The 21,124-nt window shown below is 63.0% G+C and carries 22 protein-coding genes and 2 tRNA genes; 9 read left to right on the plus strand and 15 right to left on the minus strand.

The features are described from left to right. Positions 1–50: 50 nt before the first annotated feature. Positions 51–126, minus strand: a tRNA-Thr gene (locus ACIPZ8_RS13505). A gap of 97 nt (positions 127–223) precedes the next feature. Next, positions 224–472, minus strand: coding sequence for a hypothetical protein (locus ACIPZ8_RS13510; RefSeq protein ID WP_400723722.1), 249 nt, complete (start codon positions 470–472; stop codon positions 224–226). 478 nt (positions 473–950) lie between these two features. On the opposite strand from ACIPZ8_RS13510, the gene ACIPZ8_RS13515 reads away from it, so the two are divergent. Both ACIPZ8_RS13515 and ACIPZ8_RS13520 read left to right on the plus strand, forming a co-directional pair. After that, a complete protein-coding gene (locus ACIPZ8_RS13515; protein WP_400723725.1) occupies positions 951–1,223 on the plus strand; it encodes a hypothetical protein in 273 nt (90 codons plus the stop codon). Continuing rightward, on the plus strand, positions 1,216–1,488 hold the full coding sequence (locus ACIPZ8_RS13520; protein WP_400723728.1) for a DUF3077 domain-containing protein: 273 nt from the start codon (positions 1,216–1,218) through the stop codon (positions 1,486–1,488). The genes ACIPZ8_RS13515 and ACIPZ8_RS13520 overlap by 8 nt, the downstream gene beginning before the upstream one ends. Before the next feature lie 289 nt (positions 1,489–1,777). Here ACIPZ8_RS13520 and ACIPZ8_RS13525 read toward each other — a convergent pair whose 3' ends face one another. The 5 genes from ACIPZ8_RS13525 to ACIPZ8_RS13545 all read right to left on the minus strand — a co-directional run bounded on the left by ACIPZ8_RS13525 (position 1,778) and on the right by ACIPZ8_RS13545 (position 6,092). After that, on the minus strand, positions 1,778–2,983 hold the full coding sequence (locus tag ACIPZ8_RS13525) for a methyltransferase (protein ID WP_400723731.1): 1,206 nt from the start codon (positions 2,981–2,983) through the stop codon (positions 1,778–1,780). A 134-nt stretch (positions 2,984–3,117) separates the two neighbouring features. Next, a complete protein-coding gene (locus tag ACIPZ8_RS13530; RefSeq protein WP_159412907.1) occupies positions 3,118–3,807 on the minus strand; it encodes an ABC transporter permease in 690 nt (229 codons plus the stop codon). Then, a complete protein-coding gene (locus ACIPZ8_RS13535; protein ID WP_400723733.1) occupies positions 3,808–4,500 on the minus strand; it encodes an ABC transporter permease in 693 nt (230 codons plus the stop codon). Positions 4,501–4,554: 54 nt separating this feature from the next. Then, entirely contained in the window at positions 4,555–5,307 is a 753-nt protein-coding gene (locus ACIPZ8_RS13540; RefSeq protein WP_152956865.1) for an ABC transporter substrate-binding protein, read from the minus strand. An 11-nt stretch (positions 5,308–5,318) separates the two neighbouring features. Beyond that, entirely contained in the window at positions 5,319–6,092 is a 774-nt protein-coding gene (locus ACIPZ8_RS13545) for an ABC transporter ATP-binding protein (RefSeq protein WP_400723736.1), read from the minus strand. Positions 6,093–6,724: 632 nt separating this feature from the next. Here ACIPZ8_RS13545 and gabP point away from each other — a divergent pair. After that, positions 6,725–8,110 carry a GABA permease gene (gene gabP, locus ACIPZ8_RS13550; protein WP_400723739.1) on the plus strand — a complete coding sequence of 462 codons (1,386 nt, stop codon included), beginning with the start codon at positions 6,725–6,727 and terminating at the stop codon, positions 8,108–8,110. Positions 8,111–8,184: 74 nt separating this feature from the next. On the opposite strand, the gene ACIPZ8_RS13555 is transcribed toward gabP, so the two are convergent. The 6 genes from ACIPZ8_RS13555 to ACIPZ8_RS13580 all read right to left on the minus strand — a co-directional run bounded on the left by ACIPZ8_RS13555 (position 8,185) and on the right by ACIPZ8_RS13580 (position 13,598). Beyond that, positions 8,185–8,628 (minus strand): hypothetical protein, encoded by a 444-nt coding sequence (locus ACIPZ8_RS13555; protein WP_054886711.1) that lies wholly within the window; start codon positions 8,626–8,628, stop codon positions 8,185–8,187. A gap of 60 nt (positions 8,629–8,688) precedes the next feature. Further along, positions 8,689–9,678, minus strand: coding sequence for a polyphosphate kinase 2 (gene ppk2, locus ACIPZ8_RS13560; RefSeq protein ID WP_400723742.1), 990 nt, complete (start codon positions 9,676–9,678; stop codon positions 8,689–8,691). Positions 9,679–9,861: 183 nt separating this feature from the next. After that, a tRNA-Phe gene (locus ACIPZ8_RS13565) sits at positions 9,862–9,937 on the minus strand. A gap of 90 nt (positions 9,938–10,027) precedes the next feature. Beyond that, positions 10,028–10,300, minus strand: coding sequence for an oxidative damage protection protein (locus ACIPZ8_RS13570; RefSeq protein WP_400723745.1), 273 nt, complete (start codon positions 10,298–10,300; stop codon positions 10,028–10,030). Then, positions 10,297–11,364, minus strand: a complete 1,068-nt coding sequence (gene mutY, locus ACIPZ8_RS13575) for an A/G-specific adenine glycosylase (protein WP_400723748.1) — start codon at positions 11,362–11,364, stop codon at positions 10,297–10,299. Before mutY ends, ACIPZ8_RS13570 begins: the two co-directional genes overlap by 4 nt. After that, entirely contained in the window at positions 11,361–13,598 is a 2,238-nt protein-coding gene (locus tag ACIPZ8_RS13580) for an AsmA family protein (RefSeq protein ID WP_400723751.1), read from the minus strand. The genes mutY and ACIPZ8_RS13580 overlap by 4 nt, the downstream gene beginning before the upstream one ends. A 457-nt stretch (positions 13,599–14,055) precedes the next feature. Here ACIPZ8_RS13580 and ACIPZ8_RS13585 point away from each other — a divergent pair, with 457 nt between their 5' ends. The 6 genes from ACIPZ8_RS13585 (at position 14,056) to hisF (ending at position 18,927) form a co-directional block, all read left to right on the plus strand. Continuing rightward, entirely contained in the window at positions 14,056–15,717 is a 1,662-nt protein-coding gene (locus tag ACIPZ8_RS13585) for an OFA family MFS transporter (protein ID WP_400723754.1), read from the plus strand. 170 nt (positions 15,718–15,887) lie between these two features. Beyond that, the gene (hisB, locus tag ACIPZ8_RS13590) at positions 15,888–16,481 is read left to right on the plus strand and encodes an imidazoleglycerol-phosphate dehydratase HisB (protein ID WP_023532883.1); all 594 of its coding nucleotides are present in this window, start codon (positions 15,888–15,890) and stop codon (positions 16,479–16,481) included. Then, positions 16,482–17,120 carry an imidazole glycerol phosphate synthase subunit HisH gene (gene hisH / locus ACIPZ8_RS13595; protein ID WP_028688463.1) on the plus strand — a complete coding sequence of 213 codons (639 nt, stop codon included), beginning with the start codon at positions 16,482–16,484 and terminating at the stop codon, positions 17,118–17,120. Then, entirely contained in the window at positions 17,121–17,381 is a 261-nt protein-coding gene (locus ACIPZ8_RS13600) for a DUF2164 domain-containing protein (protein ID WP_400723758.1), read from the plus strand. Between the two features lie 27 nt (positions 17,382–17,408). Next, positions 17,409–18,146: a 1-(5-phosphoribosyl)-5-[(5-phosphoribosylamino)methylideneamino]imidazole-4-carboxamide isomerase gene (hisA, locus tag ACIPZ8_RS13605; RefSeq protein ID WP_003255731.1), complete on the plus strand. Its 738-nt coding sequence runs from the start codon at positions 17,409–17,411 to the stop codon at positions 18,144–18,146. 10 nt (positions 18,147–18,156) lie between these two features. Beyond that, positions 18,157–18,927, plus strand: a complete 771-nt coding sequence (hisF, locus tag ACIPZ8_RS13610; RefSeq protein ID WP_011536177.1) for an imidazole glycerol phosphate synthase subunit HisF — start codon at positions 18,157–18,159, stop codon at positions 18,925–18,927. 120 nt (positions 18,928–19,047) lie between these two features. Here hisF and choV read toward each other — a convergent pair whose 3' ends face one another. Together choV and choW are read right to left on the minus strand one after the other, a co-directional pair. Further along, positions 19,048–20,226, minus strand: coding sequence for a choline ABC transporter ATP-binding protein (choV, locus tag ACIPZ8_RS13615; RefSeq protein WP_400723761.1), 1,179 nt, complete (start codon positions 20,224–20,226; stop codon positions 19,048–19,050). Then, positions 20,223–21,071, minus strand: a complete 849-nt coding sequence (choW, locus tag ACIPZ8_RS13620; RefSeq protein WP_177408542.1) for a choline ABC transporter permease subunit — start codon at positions 21,069–21,071, stop codon at positions 20,223–20,225. Before choW ends, choV begins: the two co-directional genes overlap by 4 nt. Between the last annotated feature and the right edge of the window lie 53 nt (positions 21,072–21,124).

The following is a 21,124-nucleotide window of genomic DNA, read 5'->3' on the forward strand; positions in this document are numbered from 1 at the left end:
GGTTTTTCGGGGGTTCCAGAGATTTTGAAAGCTTTCTATGGAACCTTGAATGGTGCCGGCACCAGGAATCGAACCCGGGACCTACTGATTACAAGTCAGTTGCTCTACCATCTGAGCTATACCGGCAATGGGGCGTCATTATAACGATCGGTTGGCGCCTGTAAACCACTTCCTTGCGAAAGCGTGCAAATAGCCTAAGTCACCGGCCCAAAAGGATATTTTCTTACCAGCCGCGGTGGATGGTGTTGACGCTCGGCTCGCTCTTGCCGGGGTTGAAAAACAGCTTGTCGTTGTCGCAGCCACGCTTGCGGCAGGGGCTTTCGACGCGCAAGGGCAGGCCGTTGTCGCCGCCCAGCTGCATGCCTGGGGTATTCCAGTCCAGGTTGCTGGCAGGTTGCGGGGCAGGGCTGTTGGTGCAAGCGCCAAGGGTCAGCGTGAAGGCCAGCAGGGCAAGGGGTTTGGCTTGGGTCACGAGGGTTTAGTCCGTTAGTCCATTGTCGGTTCTGGCGCAATGCCAGACGGTCGCAGGGCTGGCGAGCAGCGTGCGACGTAGCTTTTTAATGATTTGGGGGGCGGATGATACACCGTCGGGCCTCTTCGCGGGTGAACCCGCTCCCACAGGGATCTTGGTGATTTTGTGAGGGATTTCTGAACTTGAGACCAAATGCTTCAGGATTGGGGGATTTGGGAATTATCCTGCGCGCGCTACTGAACTATCGCTGTTGGCTGACAAGCGCCTTGGGGATAACGTTTCCCGGTCGTTTCGGCGACCGGGTGTGAGAACCCGAGGCGAATAATCGGTAGCCTTTCATGGCGGCCATACGCGGGCAGACTTCGGTCTGGCCGAGCTTCCTTATTCCCTCGGTTTCTCACCCCGCGTACGGCTGCCACCCTAATCCGTGAGAAAGATTCGGATGGCGGCTCCTTTCTTTGGAATAAGGAGTTTTGCCATGAAAAAGATCGTTCCGGATCCACCCCGCTGTTTAATCCAAACCCCCTATTTCTCCGTCCACAGCGACATTTCCCCCGAAGATGCCATCATCCATGGCGCCGAGCTCATCCGCGGTGTCGCCGAAACCATCGATGAACACTGCCGCCTCCATGCCGGCGAGCCTGGCTTGAACACGCTGGCCAACGCCGCCTTTGCAGCCGAATCGGCATTGATCCTGTTCCAGCACGCGTTGGCGAGCCTCAGCGATGAAGAGAGGCCGGCGCATGAGTGATGCCGCTAAAACCATCGTCACGGCAGGTGTGGAAACCTTCCTGGAAGCCGGAAACCCGACAGTGGACCTGCTACGCGTGCAGCCGGGTATCCCGATCGACCATGCCTACGAGCATGTGTCGGTGCTGCTCGGCTATATCAAGCACCTTGTGCGCGAGGGGGATATGGAGGATGACCACAAGTTGCTGGGCGCTGCCGATTATCTGTTGGCGTTGGCCAAGGCGCTGATGAACGATATCGAGATTGCCAGGAACAAGGTGCATTGATCTGTGTTGCCGCTGACATCCTGGGGCCGCTTTGCGGCCCTTTCGCGACACAAGGCCGCTCCCACAAAAAAGCAGTGCGCAGCATGCACAACGAGAGCTTATGCACAAGAGGCATTGCCGCCTTGCGCGAAAGGCATGCCGCTTCTCCATACCGCCGGTCTTTGCGCAAACACCTGTTTTTACTGGGCTTGAGGCGTATGCCGGAATAAGCCAGGCGCTTGAAATAGCGCTTGGCTCCATCCATTCATCACAAGCTTGTTCACAGAGTTATCCACAGGTTGTACTGCGGCTAACGGTCACGTTCGGCCAGTAGCAGCAGGTTGCGTGGCGTGAGCGGGTAGTCGCAGAAAGTGCCCAGGCGCACGGCGTAGCCCTGTTCTTCGAGGAACAGGGCACGGTCGAGCACCAGCCACAGCTCCAGCGGGCGGCGGAACAGGTTGCGCAGGCGCTCGAGGTTGCGCACCTCGGCCAGGCGCCGCCAGCCGGCGGCCTCCAGCGCGGTCCAGTCCGGGTTGCCACTCAGCTCGACCTTGCGCAGGTCGGCCAGCTCACGGCAGTACTGCTCGAAAGGCTTGTCCAGCCAGGCAATCGGCAGGGAAGGGGTGGACAGGTATTCATCGCACTGGCGCTGTTCGCGCTGCAGCAGGTCGAAGCCCAGGCGCCGCGCCATGGAGCAATCGCGTTGATGGCGAACGCGGGCGCTGGCGGTGACGGCTTCGTTCAGCGGCAGGCCCAGGTCGATCATGTTCAGGTGCAGCGATGAGTTCTGTGCGGCTGTGGATAACGGCTGATAGTGCTCGCCCGGGATGCGGTTGTAGCAGCAAGGTGCCACGGCCAGGTGGCGGCAGCCTTGCTGGCTGGCCTGGCGCAGCAGGTGCACGTGCAGTTCGCCGCAGGCGTGCAGGGCGACCACGCTTTTCTCGTGGTTCAGGTGCTGTGTGCTGTCGACGGCCATCACATCCTGGTGGACGTGGGTCGCAGGCAAGTGATGGTGATCGCTCAGGGCTTGGCCCGCGGCAACCAGCTCAGGGTTGTACTCCAGGCAGGTCAGTTGCTGGCCGGGTTGCAGCAGGCGGCGGCCGAGGTGGCCTTTGCCGGAGCACCAGTCGAGCCAGTGGTGCGTGTGTTCGCGAAAGCCCAGGCGGCGGCTGAAGGCTTCGATCTGCTGCCATTTGCGGCCTGGGACGTTGACGTCCAGGCGGTGGCCGGCGGCAGGCAGGCCATTGTCGGGGAGCTCGCCCAGGGCTGACAGTTGCTCGGCTTGCGCGGCCAGTTGCGGGAATGGGGCGGGCAGGCCGTGTGGGTTGATGTCGTCTTCGGCATCAGCCAGTGAGCATTGGCGCAGGTGGGCAGCGAGGTCGGGGTGTTCGGTTTCCCAGCCCAGGCGCAGAACGGTGAAGGGCCGGGGTTTCCACAGCGGCTGATGCTCGGTCAGGAACTGGTCGAGGGCCTGGAAGCGGTCGCTCAGGTGGTGGCTGTGGAGGTAGGTGGACATGGGTGTGGCTTGAGATGTGTAGTGGTTTTCAGGGCCTATTCGCGGGTAAACCCGCTCCCACAGCGTTCACCACAGCCCAGGAGGCAGTGGAATTCCTGTGGGAGCGGGTTTACCCGCGAAGACGGCAGTGGGGTCTAGCGGCCCTGGCAGGCGTCCACGCGCAACCAGCGCTCCAGCAGCTTGAAGCCTTGCACCAGCACGAACGAGATCACCAGGTAGAACACCCCGGCAGCGAAGAAGATCTCCACCGGCAGGTAGGTCCGGGCAATGATGGTACGGGCCATGCCGGTCAGCTCCAGCAGGGTCACGGTACTGGCCAGGGCGCTGGCCTTGAGCATCAGGATCACTTCGTTGCTGTAGGCCGGCAGGCCGATGCGCGCGGCACGTGGCAGCATGATGTAGAACAGCGTCTTGCCCCGCGACATGCCCAGCGCCCGTGCTGCTTCGATCTCCCCCTTGGGGATCGACTGCAGCGCACCGCGCAGGATCTCGGCGATGTAGGCGGCGGTGTGCAGGGTCATGGTCAGTACCGTGCACCAGAACGGATCGCGCAGGTAGGGCCACAACGAGCTGGAGCGCACCGCGTCGAACTGCGCCAGGCCGTAGTAGACCAGGAACAACTGCACCAGCAGTGGCGTGCCACGGAAGAAGAAGATGTAGCTGAACGGCACGGCGCGCACGTACCAGTGGCGCGAAGAGCGGGCAATGCCCAGCGGGATGGCCAGGATCAACCCGGCAACCACGGCGATGGCCACCAGCTCCAGGGTCAGGGTCGCACCCTGGGCCAGGCGCGGCAGCCACTTGAAGATGACTTCCCAATTCATTTATTCGGCCCTCGCAAAGCCGCGAGCGGCGCGTTTTTCCATGAAGTGCATGCCGGTCATGGCGATGATGGTCAGGCTCAGGTAGATGCAGGCGGCGACCATGTAGAAGGTGAACGGCTCCTTGGTCACGGTCACGCCGATCTGCGCGTGGCGCATGATTTCTTCCAGGCCGATCACCGACACCAGCGCGGTGTCCTTCATCAGGATCATGAACAGGTTGCCCAGGCCCGGCAGGGCGATGCGCCACATCTGCGGCAGGATGATCCGCGACAGGATGCGGCCCTTGGACAGGCCCAGTGCCAGGCCGGCCTCACGGTGGCCCTTGGGGATCGCCAGGATCGCACCACGGAACACTTCCGTGGCATAGGCGCCGAAGCACAGGCCCAGGGCGATAACGCCCGCAGCAAAGGCGCTCAGCTCAAGGCCCGGCATGCTCAGGGCTTCGCCGAGGCTGTTCATCAGGCCGACGGTGCCGAAGTAGATAAGCAGGACCCAGAGCAGCTCGGGCACGCCGCGCACCAGGGTCGAGTAGAAGCCGCCAAGCCATTGCAGTGGCTTGATCGAGGAAGTCTTGGCCAGGGCGCCGAGCAGGCCCAGGACCAGCCCCAGCAGCAGGGCGCAGAGCGCCAGTTTTACGGTCATCAGGGTGCCGGCCATCATGGCCGGACCGAATCCGTGCAGGTCGATATTCATGGGCAGGTCATTCTAGGGACTTGCGCGCCGCGTGGGCGCGCAGGTCGGGGCGGATCATTCGATGCTGAACGGGAAGTACTTGTCGTTGATCTTCTTGTACGTACCGTCAGCCTTGATTTCCGCCAGGGCGGCGTTCAGCTTCTCGCGCAGCGGGTCACCCTTGCGCACGGCGATGCCGATCTTGTCGCTGTCGACCACAGGCTCGCCCTTGAACTCGAAGTTCATGCCGTCCTTGCTCTTCAGCCACTCGTACTGCACGTACTTGTCGGCGAGGATGCCGTCGATGCGGCCGGACACCAGGTCCAGGTAGGCGTTTTCCTGGGTGTCGTACAGTTTGATCTCTACGTCGTTGCCGTAGTTGTCTTCCAGCCAGGTGCCCGCCAGGGTGGCGCGCTGGGTGCCGATCACCTTGCCCTTGAGCGAAGCCTTGTCGGTCTTGAAGTCGACATTCTTCGGCGCGATGAACTGCAGCTTGTTGGAGTAGTACGGGTCGGTGAAGTCGACGGCCTGCTTGCGCTCGTCGGTGATCGACAGCGACGACACCAGGAAGTCGAACTTCTTGGCGTTCAGGGCCGGGATGATGCCGTCCCAGTCGGAGGTGACCACCGAGCACTCGACCTTCATCTTGGCGCACAGGGCGTCGCCGATGTCCTTGTCGAAGCCGACGACGTTACCGCTGGCATCCTTGTTGTTGAACGGTGGGTAGGCGGCTTCGATACCCATGCGCAGTTTTTCCGCGGCCATGGCGTTTGCCGACATCACCAAGGTGGCAGCGGCTGCCAGGAGGAACTTCTTGTAAGTGTGCATGTATTGCTCCGTTAGCGGTGGCTGGACATGAATTGCTTGCAACGCGCCGAATTCGGGTTCTCGAAGACCTGCTGCGGCGATCCTTGCTCTTCAACCAGGCCCTGGTGCAGGAAGACCACTTCACTGGACACCTGGCGGGCAAAGTTCATCTCGTGCGTCACCAGCAGCATGGTACGGCCTTCTTCGGCCAGTGCGCGGATAACGTTAAGCACTTCCTGGACCATTTCCGGATCGAGCGCCGAGGTCGGCTCGTCGAACAGGATGACCTTGGGCTTCATGGCCAGGGTGCGGGCGATGGCAGCGCGCTGTTGCTGGCCACCGGAAAGCTGGGCGGGGTAGCTGTGGCGCTTGCCGTAGATGCCGACCTTGTTCAGCAGCGCTTCGGCGGCTTCGATGGCCTCGGCCTTGCTCTGGCCGAGCACGCGGCGTGGCGCCTCGATGATGTTGTCGAGGATCGACATGTGCGGCCACAGGTTGAAGTTCTGGAAGACGAAGCCGATCTCGCTGCGCAGGCGGTTGATCTGGCGGTTGTCGGCGGCGATCAGGTCGCCGTTCTTGGCGGCCTTGAGCTTGAGGCTTTCGCCGGCAACGAGGATTTCGCCCTGGTGGGGGTTTTCCAGCAGGTTGATGCAGCGCAGCAGGGTGGACTTGCCGGAGCCGGACGACCCCAGGATGGAGATCACGTCACCGTCGCGCGCGGTCAGCGAAATGCCCTTGAGAATTTCCTGCTCGCCGTAGCGTTTGTGCAGATTGCGGATTTCCAGCGCGGGCGTGGCCTGGGCCATGTGCGGTCCTCATGTGATCGGGTGCGTTCCCAGCTGTTGGCGGCCTTCCTGGCGAGCGCCACGCTAGCATAGCGGCAATATGACGGCCAACAGGGTCGCAGGGGGCTCAAGGCGTTGCCGGGGCAGTTTGTCGCATCGTTGCAGTGCAACGTCGCGCAGATGTCCGCAAAGGGTCTCGCCCAGCTCCATAGCCTTGATGAAAAAAGGCGCGATGGTGCCAGTTTTGGCCGGCACTGGGAAGCGGTTTTAGACCATTCGCGGGTCTGCTCCGCGGCTGCGGGTGCCACTTCGCCAGTTGATCCGGGGGTGGAAGGTTGTACCTTTGGGTTGCACTTATGTGCTTTGCGCTGGTGCAAAGGTGTTACCGGGGAGCACCTTTGGTGCGTTTGTAAGTGGGTATTTCAGTAATCCGGAGTTGGTAGGGGGATTTGGCGACCTTTCGGTCAAGGGGTGGCCGAATGCCCTGCAACCCGCGCCGTATACGGCCCCCGATATCGATCTGACGAATGCATTCAGCACATGGCGCGGTTATTGCCAGTAGGAATGCGCCGATTGCAGCGACGCCTAGGTCAACCCCAGGTGCGCTCTGTTCCCGCAGTCGGAGTGGTCCACTCCTTACAAAGGTAGTTTTAATGAGCGGTAACAATTCCAATGACCTCGCTCAGGGGCTCAAACAACGGCATGTCACCATGCTGTCCATTGCTGGCGTTATCGGCGCCGGTCTGTTCGTGGGTTCCGGCCACGCCATCGCAGCTGCCGGCCCGGCCGTGCTGCTGGCCTATGCCGCCGCGGGTACCTTGGTCGTACTGGTAATGCGCATGCTCGGCGAAATGGCGATCGCCTCGCCGGACACCGGTTCGTTCTCTACCTACGCCGACCGCGCCATTGGCCGCTGGGCCGGTTTTACCATCGGCTGGTTGTACTGGTGGTTCTGGGTGCTGGTGATTCCGCTGGAAGCCAACGCCGCTGCGGCCATCCTCCACGCCTGGTTCCCGTCCGTGGACCTGTGGGCCTTCTCCCTCCTTATTACCCTGGCGCTGACCCTGACCAACCTGTGCAGCGTCAAGAACTACGGTGAGTTCGAGTTCTGGTTCGCTTTGCTCAAGGTGCTGGCGATCATCGGCTTCATCGTCGTCGGCTGCATCGCCATGTTCGGCTTCGTGCCGAGCAGCCAGGTGAGCGGCGCTTCGCACCTGTTCGACACCCAAGGGTTCATGCCTAACGGCCTGGGCGCGGTGCTGGCGGCCATGCTGACCACCATGTTCTCGTTCATGGGTACCGAAATCGTCACCATCGCTGCTGCCGAATCGAAAGACCCGGGCAAGCAGATCAGCCGTGCCACCAACTCGGTGATCTGGCGTATCTGCCTGTTCTACCTGGTGTCGATCTTCCTGGTCGTGGCCCTGGTGCCGTGGAACGATCCGGCGCTGGCCGAAGTCGGTTCCTACCAGACCGTGCTCAGCCGGATCGGCGTACCGAATGCCAAGCTGATCGTCGACATCGTCGTGTTGGTGGCCGTGACCAGCTGCCTGAACTCGGCGCTGTACACCTCATCGCGCATGCTGTTCTCGCTGAGCAAGCGTGGCGACGCCCCGGCCATCGCCCAGCGCACCACCAAGGCGGCTACCCCGCATGTGGCCGTGCTGCTGTCGACCGCTGCTGCGTTCCTCTGCGTATTCGCCAACTACGTGGCCCCGGCCCAGGTGTTCGAGTTCCTGCTGGCCAGCTCCGGCGCCATCGCGCTGCTGGTGTACCTGGTGATTGCCGTGTCGCAGCTGCGCATGCGCAGCCAGCGTGAAGCCCGTGGCGAGAAGATCGCCTTCAAGATGTGGCTGTTCCCGGGCCTGACCTGGGCGACCATCGCCTTCATCGTTGCCGTGCTGGCGGTGATGGCGCTGCGTGAAGATCACCGTGCCGAGATCATCGCGACTGCGCTGCTGAGCATTGGCGTGGTGGCGGCGGGCTTGCTGGTGCATCGCAAGCGTGAAGCTGCCGGAAAGGTGGCGCTGGACAACTGATCCGCGCTGCCTGAAATGAAAAAGGCCGCGTCCTGTGCAGGACGCGGCCTTTTTTATTACCTGTTCCGGCCCGATCAGCCAAACTGCTTCTGCTGTTGCTGCTGCTTGGCCACCAGCTCGGACGCGGCGATGTAGGCTTCCTGGAACTCATCGCTTTCCAGCCAGGCCATGGTGGTGTCTTCATCGGCGCCGTCGAGCCAGGTGCGGTAGGCGTTGAACACCAGCACGATGTAGTCGGTGGCGTGCTCTTCCTTGTGGCCCTTGAGTACCAAGGCCAGCAGCGGGTCGACCAGGAACACCGAGATCATCGCCACCAGGCTGGTTTCCTGAGCGGCTTTCATCTTCGCGAACAGCTCTTTGTAGCTGTCGGTCTCCATGGCCTTGTTGAACACCTGCTCGATGCTGGCGCTGTCACCGGCGCTGGCCTTGACCGCCTGGCCGCTGCGCACCATGCGGTTCTGCTTGGCTTTGCTGGCGGCGCGCTTGGCGCGTTTCTGTTGCTTGGTTGGGGTGGCCATGGGGTGAATCCTTGGGGTGTTCGGAAATTGCGCGTATTGAAGCGCAGCAGCCCGGGCGATTCAACTGGCGGGCGCCGTCGGTTCGTCCTCCTCGAACCCGCGCGATGCCCGGCCGACCAGCAGTGCATCCGGCGCATGCGCCACGCGGTGGTCTTTGCCCGGGTAATCCAGCGAATGCAGGAAGTGCCGGATGCAGTTGATCCGCGCACGCTTCTTGTCGTCCGACTTGATCACCGTCCATGGCGCATCGGCGGTATCGGTATGGAAGAACATCGCCTCCTTGGCTGCGGTGTAGTCCTCCCACTTGTCCAGCGACTTGATGTCGATGGGCGACAGCTTCCAGTGCTTGAGCGGGTCGTCCCGGCGCGAGATGAAGCGGCGCAGCTGCTCTTCGCGGTTCACCGAGAACCAGTACTTGAACAACAGGATGCCACTGTTGCACAGCATCCGCTCCAGGTCCGGTGCCTGGCGCATGAACTCCAGGTACTGCAGCGGCGAGCAGAACTCCATCACCTTTTCGACGCCGGCGCGGTTGTACCAGGAGCGGTCGAAGAAGACCATCTCGCCCGCCGTGGGCAGGTGCTGGATGTAACGCTGGAAGTACCACTGCCCCAGCTCCTGCTCGGAAGGCTTCTCCAGCGCGACGATCCGTGCGCCCCGCGGGTTCAGGTGCTCCATGAAGCGCTTGATGGTGCCACCCTTGCCCGCCGCGTCACGCCCCTCGAACAGGATCACCACGCGCTGGCCGGTTTCCTTGACCCAGCTTTGCACCTTCAGCAGTTCGATCTGCAACGCATGCTTGGCCTTCTCGTAATCCTGGCGGCGCAGGCGGGTGCGGTACGGGTAGCTGGCCGGCAGGCGCGCCGAGGTGCTGTCTTCGTTACTGCCTTTTGGTGCGCTGGCCACTTCGAGCGCAGCCGGGGCCTGGCTGACCTGAGTGATGGTGGGCTCGGGTTTGCGCTGGCGGGGGCGGCGCGTGCGTGGAGTGGCCGGGACGCGAGTAGAGGATTCGCCGGGGGCGGGGAGCAGGAGTGGGGCTTCTTCGCTCATGGAGGTCCTTGCGAGGTGGGGTCGAATGTCCACCTGCAATTTTGAGTCTGAGCGAGAAAGGGCTATTTGATATCGGTCAACGGCGGAGGGGCAGGGCAAAAATCCCAGACAACAAAAAACCCGCACTAGGCGGGTTTCTTGTTGTCGCTTCGGGTAACTTTGCAACCACCAGAAGCTTGAAGGTGGTGCCCAGAGACGGAGTCGAACCGCCGACACGAGGATTTTCAATCCTCTGCTCTACCGACTGAGCTATCTGGGCGACGAGGTGAATTAAATAGATTTTCTGACGGCCCGTCAACGACTTTTTGAAAAAATTTTAAATTAATTCCGTCGCTTACGTTTCATAGGGTCATTCGGAGGGTGGAACGTAGCCTTCCGCCTGGGCGTATTCCTCGCCGGCGAAGAACTTGTCCATCTCACCCTGGAGGAACTTGCGGTCCTCGCCGTTCATCATGTTCAGGCGCTTTTCGTTGATCAGCATGGTCTGGTGTTTCTTCCAGTCTTCCCAGGCTTTCTCCGAGATGTGGTCGAAGATGTCCTGGCCCTTGGCGCCGGGGTAGGGCGGGCGGTCCAGGCCTGGGAGTTCTTCTTTGTACTTGCGGCACATCACGGTGCGGGTCATCGGGCTTCTCCTGCAATCAGTTCGTCGGCCGCGCGTTTGAGCAGCTTCTTGACCGGGGCGGCGAGGCCCAGGCGCGGCGGGGTGGCGAGGTTATACCAGAGCCAGTCGGCCTCGGCCACGTGCTGGCCGACCGGGTCGACGCGTACCAGCCAGGGCTCGATCGCCAGCTGGAAGTGGCTGAAGGTGTGGGTCAGGCCGTCCAGTACGCGGCTTTCGGTCAAGCGCAGGCCGTGCTGGTAGGCGAGGTCGTCGAGCTGGGCGATGTCGTCCAGCTCCGGCAGGCTCCACAGGCCACCCCACAGGCCGCTGGATGGGCGGCGGTAAAGCAGGATGGCGCCTTCGTGGTTGGCCAGCAGCGGCATCAGCGTGCGCCGTTGTGGCAGCGCCTTGCGTGGCTTGGGTTCGGGGTAGCGGGTTTCTTCGCCGTGCAGGTGCGCTTCGCAGCCGCGCTGCAACGGGCAGATCAGGCAGCTGGGCTTGCTGCGCGTGCACAGCGTCGCGCCCATGTCCATCATCGCCTGGGTGTAGTGGTTGGCGCGCTGCTGCGGGGTGAAGCGCTCGGCCGTAGCCCACAGCTGGTTGGCCACCTTGGGCTCGCCGGGGTAGCCGGCCTGGGCGGTGTAGCGGGCCAGCACGCGTTTGACGTTGCCATCGAGAATCGGCGCGCGGATACCCATGCTGATGCTGGCGATGGCCCCTGCGGTGGAACGGCCGATGCCGGGCAGTTCGGTGAGCTGCTCGACGCTGCGCGGGAATTCGCCGCCATGCTGCTCGACGACGATCTTCGCCGCCTTCTGCAGGTTGCGTGCGCGGGTGTAGTAGCCAAGGCCCGTCCACAGGTGCAGCACTTCGTCCTCCGGCGCTTCGGCCAGGGCCTGCACGGTCGGCAGGGCCTGCATGAAGCGGTCGAAGTAATTGAGCACGGTGCTGACCTGAGTCTGCTGCAGCATGATTTCCGACACCCATACCCGGTATGGGTTGATGCCCTGTTGCCAGGGCAGGTCGTGGCGACCGTGCTGGTCGTACCAGTCCAGCACGGCGCTGGAGAACTGCGTGGGGGTCATCGCTTGAACAGCCCCTTGAGCGCGTCTTTCAATTCTGGGCTCACTTTGTCTCCGAGTTTTTCATCGATCTTGTCTTTCAGGCGGTTGCCGGCCAGCTTGGCCGCGACCTTGCCCAGGCCGTCCTGATCCAGGCGGCAGGCCTTGGCACCGAGCTCCAGCGGGCCGCGGCAGCGCAGCGGCACTTCCACGCCGACGAAGCGTTCGTTGACCTGGCAGGCCGGGTCGGGCATGGCGCGTTGGTCACCTTCGACGACCACGCCAATGTTGTAGTCCATGCCCAGCACGCGCAGGTCGAGGTCGCCATGGCCGTTGACGGTCAGGCCCGGGATACGTGCCTTGAGGTCCGGGTTGCTGGCCACGCCATTGCGAATCACCAGGCTGCCGCGCAGTTCTTCGAATGGGGTGTCCTTGCCGCGCGGTTCACCGCTAAGGGGCTTGCGGTTGAGGGTGGCGATGGCCTGGCAGAGTTGCTGTTCAAGGTTGGCGTTGACCAGCACGCCGTCATTGATGGCGAAGTTTGCGCTGCCATTGAGGGTATCGACCAGTGCCTTCTGGCTGTTACCGGTGGCGGTCAGATCACTGGTCAGGGTCAGCAGGCCTTTGACCGGTGGCGTCTGCTCCTTGCCTTCGGCCTTGATGAAGTGCTCGACCGGTACCCGGTTGATCCTGGTGTTGATACCGAGCTGCGGCACGGCAGGGCGCACGTCGAGGTTGCCCTTGGCTTCGAAGGTGCCGTTGTAGAGGCCACCACGCAGGGCCTGCAAGGTCAGCAGGCCACCCTGGCCAGTGGCCTGCAGCTGAGCATCGCTGATCGGCAGCTTGTCCAGGGTCAGCGAGCCGAAGGCCAGGTCGGCCTGCAGGTCTAGCGCGCGCAGGCGGTCGACCGGCAACAGCTTGTCGTCGCTCCAGGCTACCTGAGTCGGGGCGTTGGGCAGCGGCGAGCTACCGGCTGCGGCCACGGCGGTGGATTCCTGTTGCTGGACCTCGGCCTGGCGTGCGGCAGTGGCACCCTTGGCCGCTTCGCTCTTGGCCGGCATGTAGCGATCGGCGTCGAACTTGTCGCCTTTGAGCTGCAGGCGCAGGGCCTGCCTGGCGAAGTCTTCGATGGCCACGCGGCCGGTGAAGGTGCTGTCGTCCAGTTTCACGGCCAGGTCGGCCAGGGTCAGGCTGGTCGGTGTGCCTTGCAGGCGGGTCACCAGCTCCAGCTTGCCGAACGCGGCCGGGTCGGTGGTGTCGGGCAGCGGGTGGCCGATGCCGTCGAGGAAGGTGCGCAGGTTGAACTGGGCGATGGACAGGCCGCCACTCAGTTGTGGGGTCTTGTCCAGGTCACGCAGGTTCAGTTCGCCGAGGGCGCGCAGCTGGTTGGCCGAAACTTTCAGGCCGTTCCACGAGGCAACGTTGGCGCCCATGTCGACCAGCAGCTGGCCTTGGGCGCCAAAAGTGACGGTCTTGCCACCGGTAGGCTCGCCCGAGGTTTCGCCGGTCAGGCGCAGGTCTTCGAAGTTGTAGCGCTTGAGCTTGCGGTCGAAGCGCAGTTCGCCGGCCAGTTCCGTGCGGGCCTTGATGGCCGGCTGGCTGGCGCTGAGGAAGGCGCTGGCCTTGACGGCGATGTTGGTGCCTTCGTGGACCGGGCCGGTGCTCAGCTGGATGCTTTCGGCGCTGTAGCTCTGGCCGCTCTTGGCATCGCTGTAGTAGACCCGGGCGTTGTTCACGGTGAGGCTGTCGATGTCGAGCTTCACCGCGCGCTCACTGCTGCTTTCGGCAGGTTTGGCGGGCTGCTCGGCAGGTGCCTGGGTGGGGGCGTTGGCAGTGCCGTCGGTTGCAGCCGGTAGCGGCTTGCCGATGTCCTCCCAGTTGCCGTGGCCGTTTTCGTCACGCGCCAGGGTCAGGTTGAGGCCTTCGACGCGTACATCGCTCATCTGCACTTCGCGGCGCAGCAGTGGCAGCACGCGCACGGAGAGGCCGAGCATCTGCAGGTCGGCGAACGGTTCCTTGGGTTTGGTCAGGGTGGCGATGCTGGCTTCGTGCAGCTCCAGGCCCAGCCAGGGAAACAGGCTCCAGCCGATGTCGCCGTTGAGGGTCAGCTCGACGTGGGCCTTGTCGCGCGCCAACTGGCGGATCTCGTCTTTGTAGTCGTTGGGATCGAAGAGGTGGGTCAGGGCGAAGCCCAGCGCCACGATGATCAGCAGCAACCCGAGAAGCCCAAGTCCCAGGATTTTGCCGAACGCTTTCATGGGCGAGTCCTTGTAGTCCGTAGTGTGAATTCCGAACGGCTGAGTATAGCGCCGCAGAGGTGGGGCCTGCGTATTCGACTAGCGATGCAGGGCGAATCTGGTGATTTGGGGGTTCGACAATTGTGGTTTTGACAGTTCCTTCGGTGCTGGATTCTTCGCGGGCAAGCCCGCTCCCACAGGGTCATCACAGGTTTCGAGAACTGTGCAGTACCTGTGGGAGCGGGTTTGCCTGCGAAGAGGCCGGTGCCGAAATACCGATTCAGCAACGCGAAAAATAACGATATCAGATTGCTTTCATGTCATCTGCGAACTGGTACCCTTGTGCCGCTTTGCGGAGCGGCCGCGACCCATTGTCGCGGGCCGTTACCCAGGGAAAAGGCCCGTTCGCCCTGCGTGCGAGAACAAGAGCCCGGGACGCCATCCGCCAGCACTGTCTACCTACAAAAGGATTGAATCCATGAGCAGTACCATCACGGCGGGGGGGCTGGCCAGCGCGCCGAGCTTCCTGTCGAAGGAGCGCATCATCGCCCGCCCGGGCTTCAACCGCTGGCTGGTGCCGCCAGCCGCCTTGGCCATTCACCTGTGCATCGGCATGGCCTATGGCTTCTCGGTGTTCTGGCTGCCACTGTCGCAAGCCATCGGCATCACCGCGCCGGTTGCCTGTTCGGCCGACATGGGCTTCATCGCCCGTATGTTCAGCGCCGAATGCGACTGGCCGATCTCGATGCTGAGCTGGATCTACACCCTGTTCTTCGTCTTCCTCGGCTGCTCGGCCGCAGTGCTCGGCGGCTGGCTGGAGCACGCCGGCCCGCGCAAGGCCGGCCTGGTTTCGGCGCTGTGCTGGTGTGGCGGCATGCTGATCTCGGCGATCGGCGTGAAGACCCACCAGCTGTGGCTGATGTGGCTGGGTTCCGGTGTGATCGGCGGTATCGGCCTGGGCCTGGGCTACATTTCGCCGGTCTCGACCCTGATCAAGTGGTTCCCGGACAAGCGCGGCATGGCTACCGGCATGGCGATCATGGGCTTCGGTGGTGGCGCCATGGTCGGCGCACCGCTGGCTACCGCGCTGATGGGGCACTTCGGCAACGAACATGAAGTGGGTGTGTGGCAAAGCTTTGTCGCCATGGCCGCGATCTACTTCGTGTTCATGACCGCCGGCGCCCTGGCTTATCGCGTACCGCCGACCGGCTGGAAACCTGAAGGCTGGACTGCCCCGGTGAAAAAGGCCGGCAATGGCATGGTCACCGACCGCCACGTGCATGTCAGCGTCGCCTGGAAAACCCCCCAGTTCGCCCTGGTATGGCTGGTGCTGTGCCTGAACGTTTCGGCCGGTATCGGCATCCTTGGCATGGCGTCGCCACTGCTGCAGGAAGTGTTCGCCGGCAAGCTGCTGGGCAACGAACTGAGCTTCAGCGAGCTGAACGCCGCGCAGCTGGCGCAGATCGCCGCCATCGCCGCCGGCTTCACCGGCCTGCTGAGCCTGTTCAACATCGGTGGCCGGTTCTTCTGGGCGTCGTTCTCCGACTACATCGGCCGCAAGAACACCTACTTTGCCTTCTTCGCCCTGGGCGTCGGCCTCTACAGCCTGGTGCCGAACATGGGCCACCTGGGCAACGTGGCACTGTTCGTGGCGGCGTTCTGCATCATCCTGTCGATGTACGGCGGTGGCTTCGCGACCGTGCCGGCCTACCTGGCCGACCTGTTCGGCACGCAGATGGTCGGCGCCATCCACGGTCGCCTGTTGACTGCCTGGGCTGCAGCCGGCGTGCTGGGCCCGGTGCTGATCACCTACCTGCGCGAGTACCAGCTGGCGGCGGGTGTGGAACGTGCAGCGGCCTACGACATGACCCTGTACATTCTCGCCGGCCTGCTGGTGCTGGGCTTTATCTGCAACCTGCTGATCCGCCCGGTCGCCGACAAGCACTTCATGAGCGATGCCGAGCTGGCCGCCGAACGTGCGCTGAGCCACGACAAAGGTGCTGACGGTGCGCGTTCGCTGGAGTGGCACGCCGCGCCGGGCAGCCTGCCGCTGGTGCTGCTGGCCTGGGCCGTGGTGGTCGTGCCGCTGGCTTGGGGGGTGTGGATCACCCTGCAGAAGACTGCTGTACTGTTCCATTGATGTAGCCGTGTGGGGGTTGCCTGGCAGCCCCCATGACCTGGTTGTATAGACCTGTAGGGCCGTCCGGCCCCGCAATTCCTTGCCATGCCATATGTCATCCGCGTTTCAAGCCGGCGCGTTCTGGGCCTATAATGGAGCCCTTTTCGCCCAATGATTTTGCGGAGCTGGTGATGGTCGAACGTAAGGCTTCCGTCGAGCGCAATACCCTGGAAACCCAGGTCAAGTGCTCGATCAACCTCGATGGCAGTGGCAAGGCCCGATTCGATATCGGTGTGCCTTTCCTTGAACACATGCTGGACCAGATCGCCCGTCATGGGCTGATCGATCTGGATATCGAGTGCAAGGGTGACCTGCATATCGACGATCACCATACCGTCGAAGACGTCGGTATCACCCTGGGCATGGCATTCGCCCAGGCCATCGGCGACAAGAAAGGCATCTTCCGCTACGGCCATGCCTATGTACCGCTGGACGAAGCGCTGTCGCGCGTGGTCATCGACTTCTCCGGCCGCCCAGGCCTGCAGATGCATGTGCCCTACACCCGCGCCAGCGTGGGCGGCTTCGATGTCGACCTGTTCCAGGAATTCTTCCAGGGCTTCGTCAACCACGCCCTGGTGACCCTGCACATCGACAACCTGCGTGGCCACAACACCCACCACCAGATCGAAACCGTGTTCAAGGCTTTCGGCCGCGCCCTGCGCATGGCGGTGACCCTCGACGAGCGCATGGCCGGGCAGATGCCGTCGACCAAAGGGTGCCTGTAAATGCAGACGGTAGCCGTAATCGACTATGGCATGGGCAACCTGCACTCGGTGGCCAAGGCGCTCGAGCACGTCGGCGCCGGCAAGGTGCTGGTCACCAGCGACGCCGCGGTGATCCGCGAGGCTGACCGCGTGGTGTTCCCGGGTGTGGGCGCGATCCGCGACTGCATGGCCGAAATCCGCCGCCTGGGCTTCGACAGCCTGGTCCGCGAAGTGAGCCAGGACCGCCCGTTCCTCGGCATCTGCGTCGGCATGCAGGCGCTGCTCGACCACAGCGAGGAGAACGACGGTGTCGACTGCATCGGCCTGTTCCCTGGCCAGGTGCGCTTCTTCGGCAAAGACCTGAAAGAAGACGGCGAGCACCTGAAGGTGCCGCACATGGGCTGGAACGAAGTCAGCCAGACCATCGACCACCCGCTGTGGCACGACATTCCCGACCGTGCGCGCTTCTACTTCGTGCACAGCTACTACATCAATGCCGGCAAGCCTGGCCAGGTGGTCGGCCGCGGCCACTATGGCGTCGACTTCGCTGCCGCGCTGGCCGATGGCTCGCGCTTTGCCGTGCAGTTCCACCCGGAGAAGAGCCATACCCATGGCCTGCAGCTGCTGCAGAACTTCGTCGCCTGGGACGGGCGCTGGTAAATGAGCCGTTCGAAGACCAAGGCCCCGGTCATCACCCTGGCCCCCGAAGAGGAACGCGCGGCGCTCGACACGCTCAAGCGTTTTCTCGAAGACCGCTTCGAGCTGCGGCTCGGGTCGTTCGAGGTGGCCGAGGTCCTCGAGCTGTTCAGCAAAGAAATAGCACCCCATTACTACAACAGGGCGATTGCCGATGTTCAGCTGCACCTCAAGGAGCGGTTCGAGAGCATCGAAAGCGATCTGTGGGCACTCGAAAAGCCCTGAACCCCCAAGAACAGACAGGTTCCCAAGATGCTGATTATCCCCGCTATCGATCTGAAGGACGGTGCCTGCGTGCGCCTGCGCCAGGGCCGCATGGAAGACTCCACGGTATTCTCCGACGACCCGGTGAGCATGGCCGCCAAGTGGGTCGAGGGTGGCTGCCGCCGCCTGCACCTGGTCGACCTCAACGGCGCCTTCGAAGGCCAGCCGGTCAACGGTGAAGTGGTCACCGCCATCGCCAAGCGCTACCCGAACCTGCCGATCCAGATCGGTGGCGGCATCCGCTCGCTGGAAACCATCGAGCACTACGTCAAGGCTGGCGTCAGTTACGTGATCATCGGCACCAAGGCGGTCAAGCAGCCTGAGTTCGTTGCCGAAGCGTGCAAGGCGTTCCCTGGCAAGGTCATCGTTGGCCTGGACGCCAAGGACGGCTTCGTCGCCACCGACGGCTGGGCGGAAGTGAGCTCGGTGCAGGTCATCGACCTGGCCAAGCGTTTCGAGGCCGATGGCGTTTCGGCGATCGTCTACACCGACATCGCCAAGGACGGCATGATGCAGGGCTGCAACGTACCGTTCACCAAGGCGCTGGCAGAAGCCACGCGTATCCCGGTGATCGCTTCGGGCGGTATCCACAACCTGGGTGACATCAAGGCCCTGCTGGATGCCAAGGCCCCGGGCATCATCGGTGCCATCACCGGCCGTGCCATCTACGAAGGCACCCTCGATGTCGCCGAGGCCCAGGCCTTCTGCGACAACTACCAAGGCTGAGGACTGAACCATGGCACTGGCCAAGCGCATCATCCCTTGCCTGGACGTGGACAACGGCCGTGTGGTCAAGGGCGTCAAGTTCGAGAACATCCGTGATGCCGGCGACCCGGTGGAAATCGCCCGTCGCTACAACGAGCAGGGTGCCGACGAAATCACCTTCCTCGACATCACCGCCAGCGTCGACGGCCGCGACACCACCCTGCATACCGTCGAGCGCATGGCCAGCCAGGTGTTCATCCCGCTGACCGTGGGCGGTGGCGTGCGCACCGTGCAGGACATCCGCAACCTGCTCAACGCCGGTGCCGACAAGGTCTCGATCAACACTGCCGCGGTGTTCAACCCGGAATTTGTCGGCGAGGCTGCGGACCGTTTCGGTTCGCAATGCATCGTCGTCGCCATCGACGCCAAGAAGGTCTCCGGGCCAGGCGAAGCGCCGCGCTGGGAGATCTTCACCCACGGCGGGCGCAAGCCGACCGGGCTGGATGCGGTTGAGTGGGCGAAGAAGATGGAAGGCCTGGGTGCCGGCGAGATCCTGCTGACCAGCATGGACCAGGACGGCATGAAGAACGGTTTCGACCTGGGTGTGACCCGTGCCATCAGCGATGCGCTGGGGATTCCGGTGATCGCTTCGGGTGGCGTGGGTAACCTGCAGCACCTGGCCGACGGTATTCTGGAAGGGCATGCCAGCGCGGTGCTGGCGGCCAGCATCTTCCACTTTGGCGAATACACGGTGCCGGAGGCCAAGGCCTACATGGCTTCGCGCGGGATCGTCGTTCGCTGATCGAATGCTGGGAGGGCTTTGCCCTCCTTTCGCGACACAAGGCCGCTCCTACAGGATTACGCATTCCCCTGTAGGAGCGGCCTTGTGTCGCGAAAGGGCCGCAACGCGGCCCCAAAGGCATCAACCGTGGGTCTTGCCGAGCAAGGCGTGGTAGAGCTCGGTATCCCCAAGAATCCCCACCACCTTGTCATTCTCCTGCAGCACCAGCTTGTTGCCCGTCTGGTAACGAATCTGCAGCGCCTCACGCATGCCAATGTCGGCATGCACCAGCGTCGGTTTGCGCCCCAGCCCTTCCACAGCCTGCCCAGGCGCCCAGTTCTGCATGTCCAGCCCGTTCTGCCCCTGGCGAGCGCGCTTGATCGAATTCCCTTCACCCAGGTCCAGCCACGAATCGCCACCCGGGTCCAGGCACACCGAGCCATTGACCCGTTTGCAGTTGTCCAGGCTGCGCATCAGGCTGCGGCCGCACAGCACGTTCAGCGGGTTGGTGTGGGCGACGAAGGTACGCACGTACTCGTCGGCCGGGTTCAGCACGATCTCTTCCGGCTTGCTGTACTGGATGATCCGCCCATCTTTCATGATGGCGATGCGGCTGCCCAGCTTCAGGGCCTCGTCGAGGTCGTGGCTGACGAACACGATGGTCTTGCTCAGCTTGGCCTGCAGGCCCAGCAACTCGTCTTGCAGGCCCTGGCGGATCAGCGGGTCGAGGGCCGAGAACGGTTCGTCCATCAACAGGATGTCGGCGTCCATCGCCAGCGCCCGGGCCAGGCCTACACGCTGCTGCATGCCGCCGGAGAGTTCGTCCGGCTTCTTGTTGCGCCATTGGGTCAGGCCGACCAGCTCGAGCTTCTCGTCGACCAGCTTGCGCCGTTCCTTTTCCGGGCGGCCCTGCATTTCCAGGCCGAAGCTGATGTTCTCGCGCACCGTCAGCCACGGCATCAGGGCGAACTTCTGGAACACCATGGCGATGCGCTTGGTGCGCATCATCTTCAGCTCTGCCGGGGTGCAGTGGGCAATGTCGATGTGCTTGCCTTCATGCTCGACGAACAGCTTGCCGCGGCTCACGGTGTTGAGGCCGTTGATGCAGCGCAGCAGGCTCGACTTGCCCGAGCCGGACAGGCCCATCAGCACGCAGATCTCGCCTTTGTTGATATCCAGGTTGGCCTTTTCCACACCGACCACCAGGCCGGTCTGCTTGAGGATCTGCTCGCGGGTCTGGCCCTTGTCCAGCAGCGCCAGTGCTTCGCGCGGCTTGTTGGAGAAGATGACGTCGACGTCTTCGAATCGAATGATGCTCATGCCTCACCCCTTACCGGCAGTTCCGGTTGCTTGCAGATACGGTCGAGCATGATCGCCAGCAGCACGATCGCCAGGCCCGCTTCGAAGCCCAGGGAGATATCGGCGGTGTTCAGTGCGTTGACCACAGGTTTGCCCAGGCCATCGGCGCCCACCAGGGCGGCAATCACCACCATCGACAGCGACAGCATGATGCACTGGGTGACGCCGGCGGCGATGCTTGGCATCGCGTGCGGCAGTTCGATACGGGTGAGCAGCTGGCGGCGCGAGCAGCCAAACGCCTTGCCGGCGTCCATCAGCTCCTGCGGCACGTCGCAGATGCCCAGGTAGGTCAGGCGGATCGGCGCGGCGATGGCGAACACCACCGTCGAGATCAGCCCCGGCACCACGCCCAGGCCGAACAGGGTCAGGGTCGGGATCAGGTAGACGAAGGTCGGCACGGTCTGCATCAGGTCGAGCACCGGGCGCATGGCGGTGTAGAACATCGGCTTGTGCGCGGCGACGATGCCCAGCGGCACGCCGATGGCCACGCAGACCACGGTGGCGAAGGTCACCTGGGCCAGGGTCTCCATGGTTTCCTGCCAGTACCCCAGGTTGAGGATCAGCAGGAAGGAGAGGGCGACGAATGCGGTAAGCGCCCACTTGCGCTGGATGAAATGCGCCAGGGCGGCGAACAGGGCGATGAGCACGAACGGGTTGAAGAAGGTCAGGGTACTGGTGACGCCATGGATCATGAACTCCAGGCCTCGGGCAATGGCGTCGAAGTAGTTCGCGCCATTCTGGGTCAGCCATTCGACGAACGACGCGATGTACTGACCCAGGGGTATTTTCTGATCGATAAGCATGATAGCGAGCTTCCACCTGCAAAGATTGAAATCAGTCCGGGGCGGGCACGGTCCCG

It is taken from the genome of Pseudomonas sp. NPDC089422 (assembly GCF_044749405.1).
Lineage (GTDB): Bacteria > Pseudomonadota > Gammaproteobacteria > Pseudomonadales > Pseudomonadaceae > Aquipseudomonas.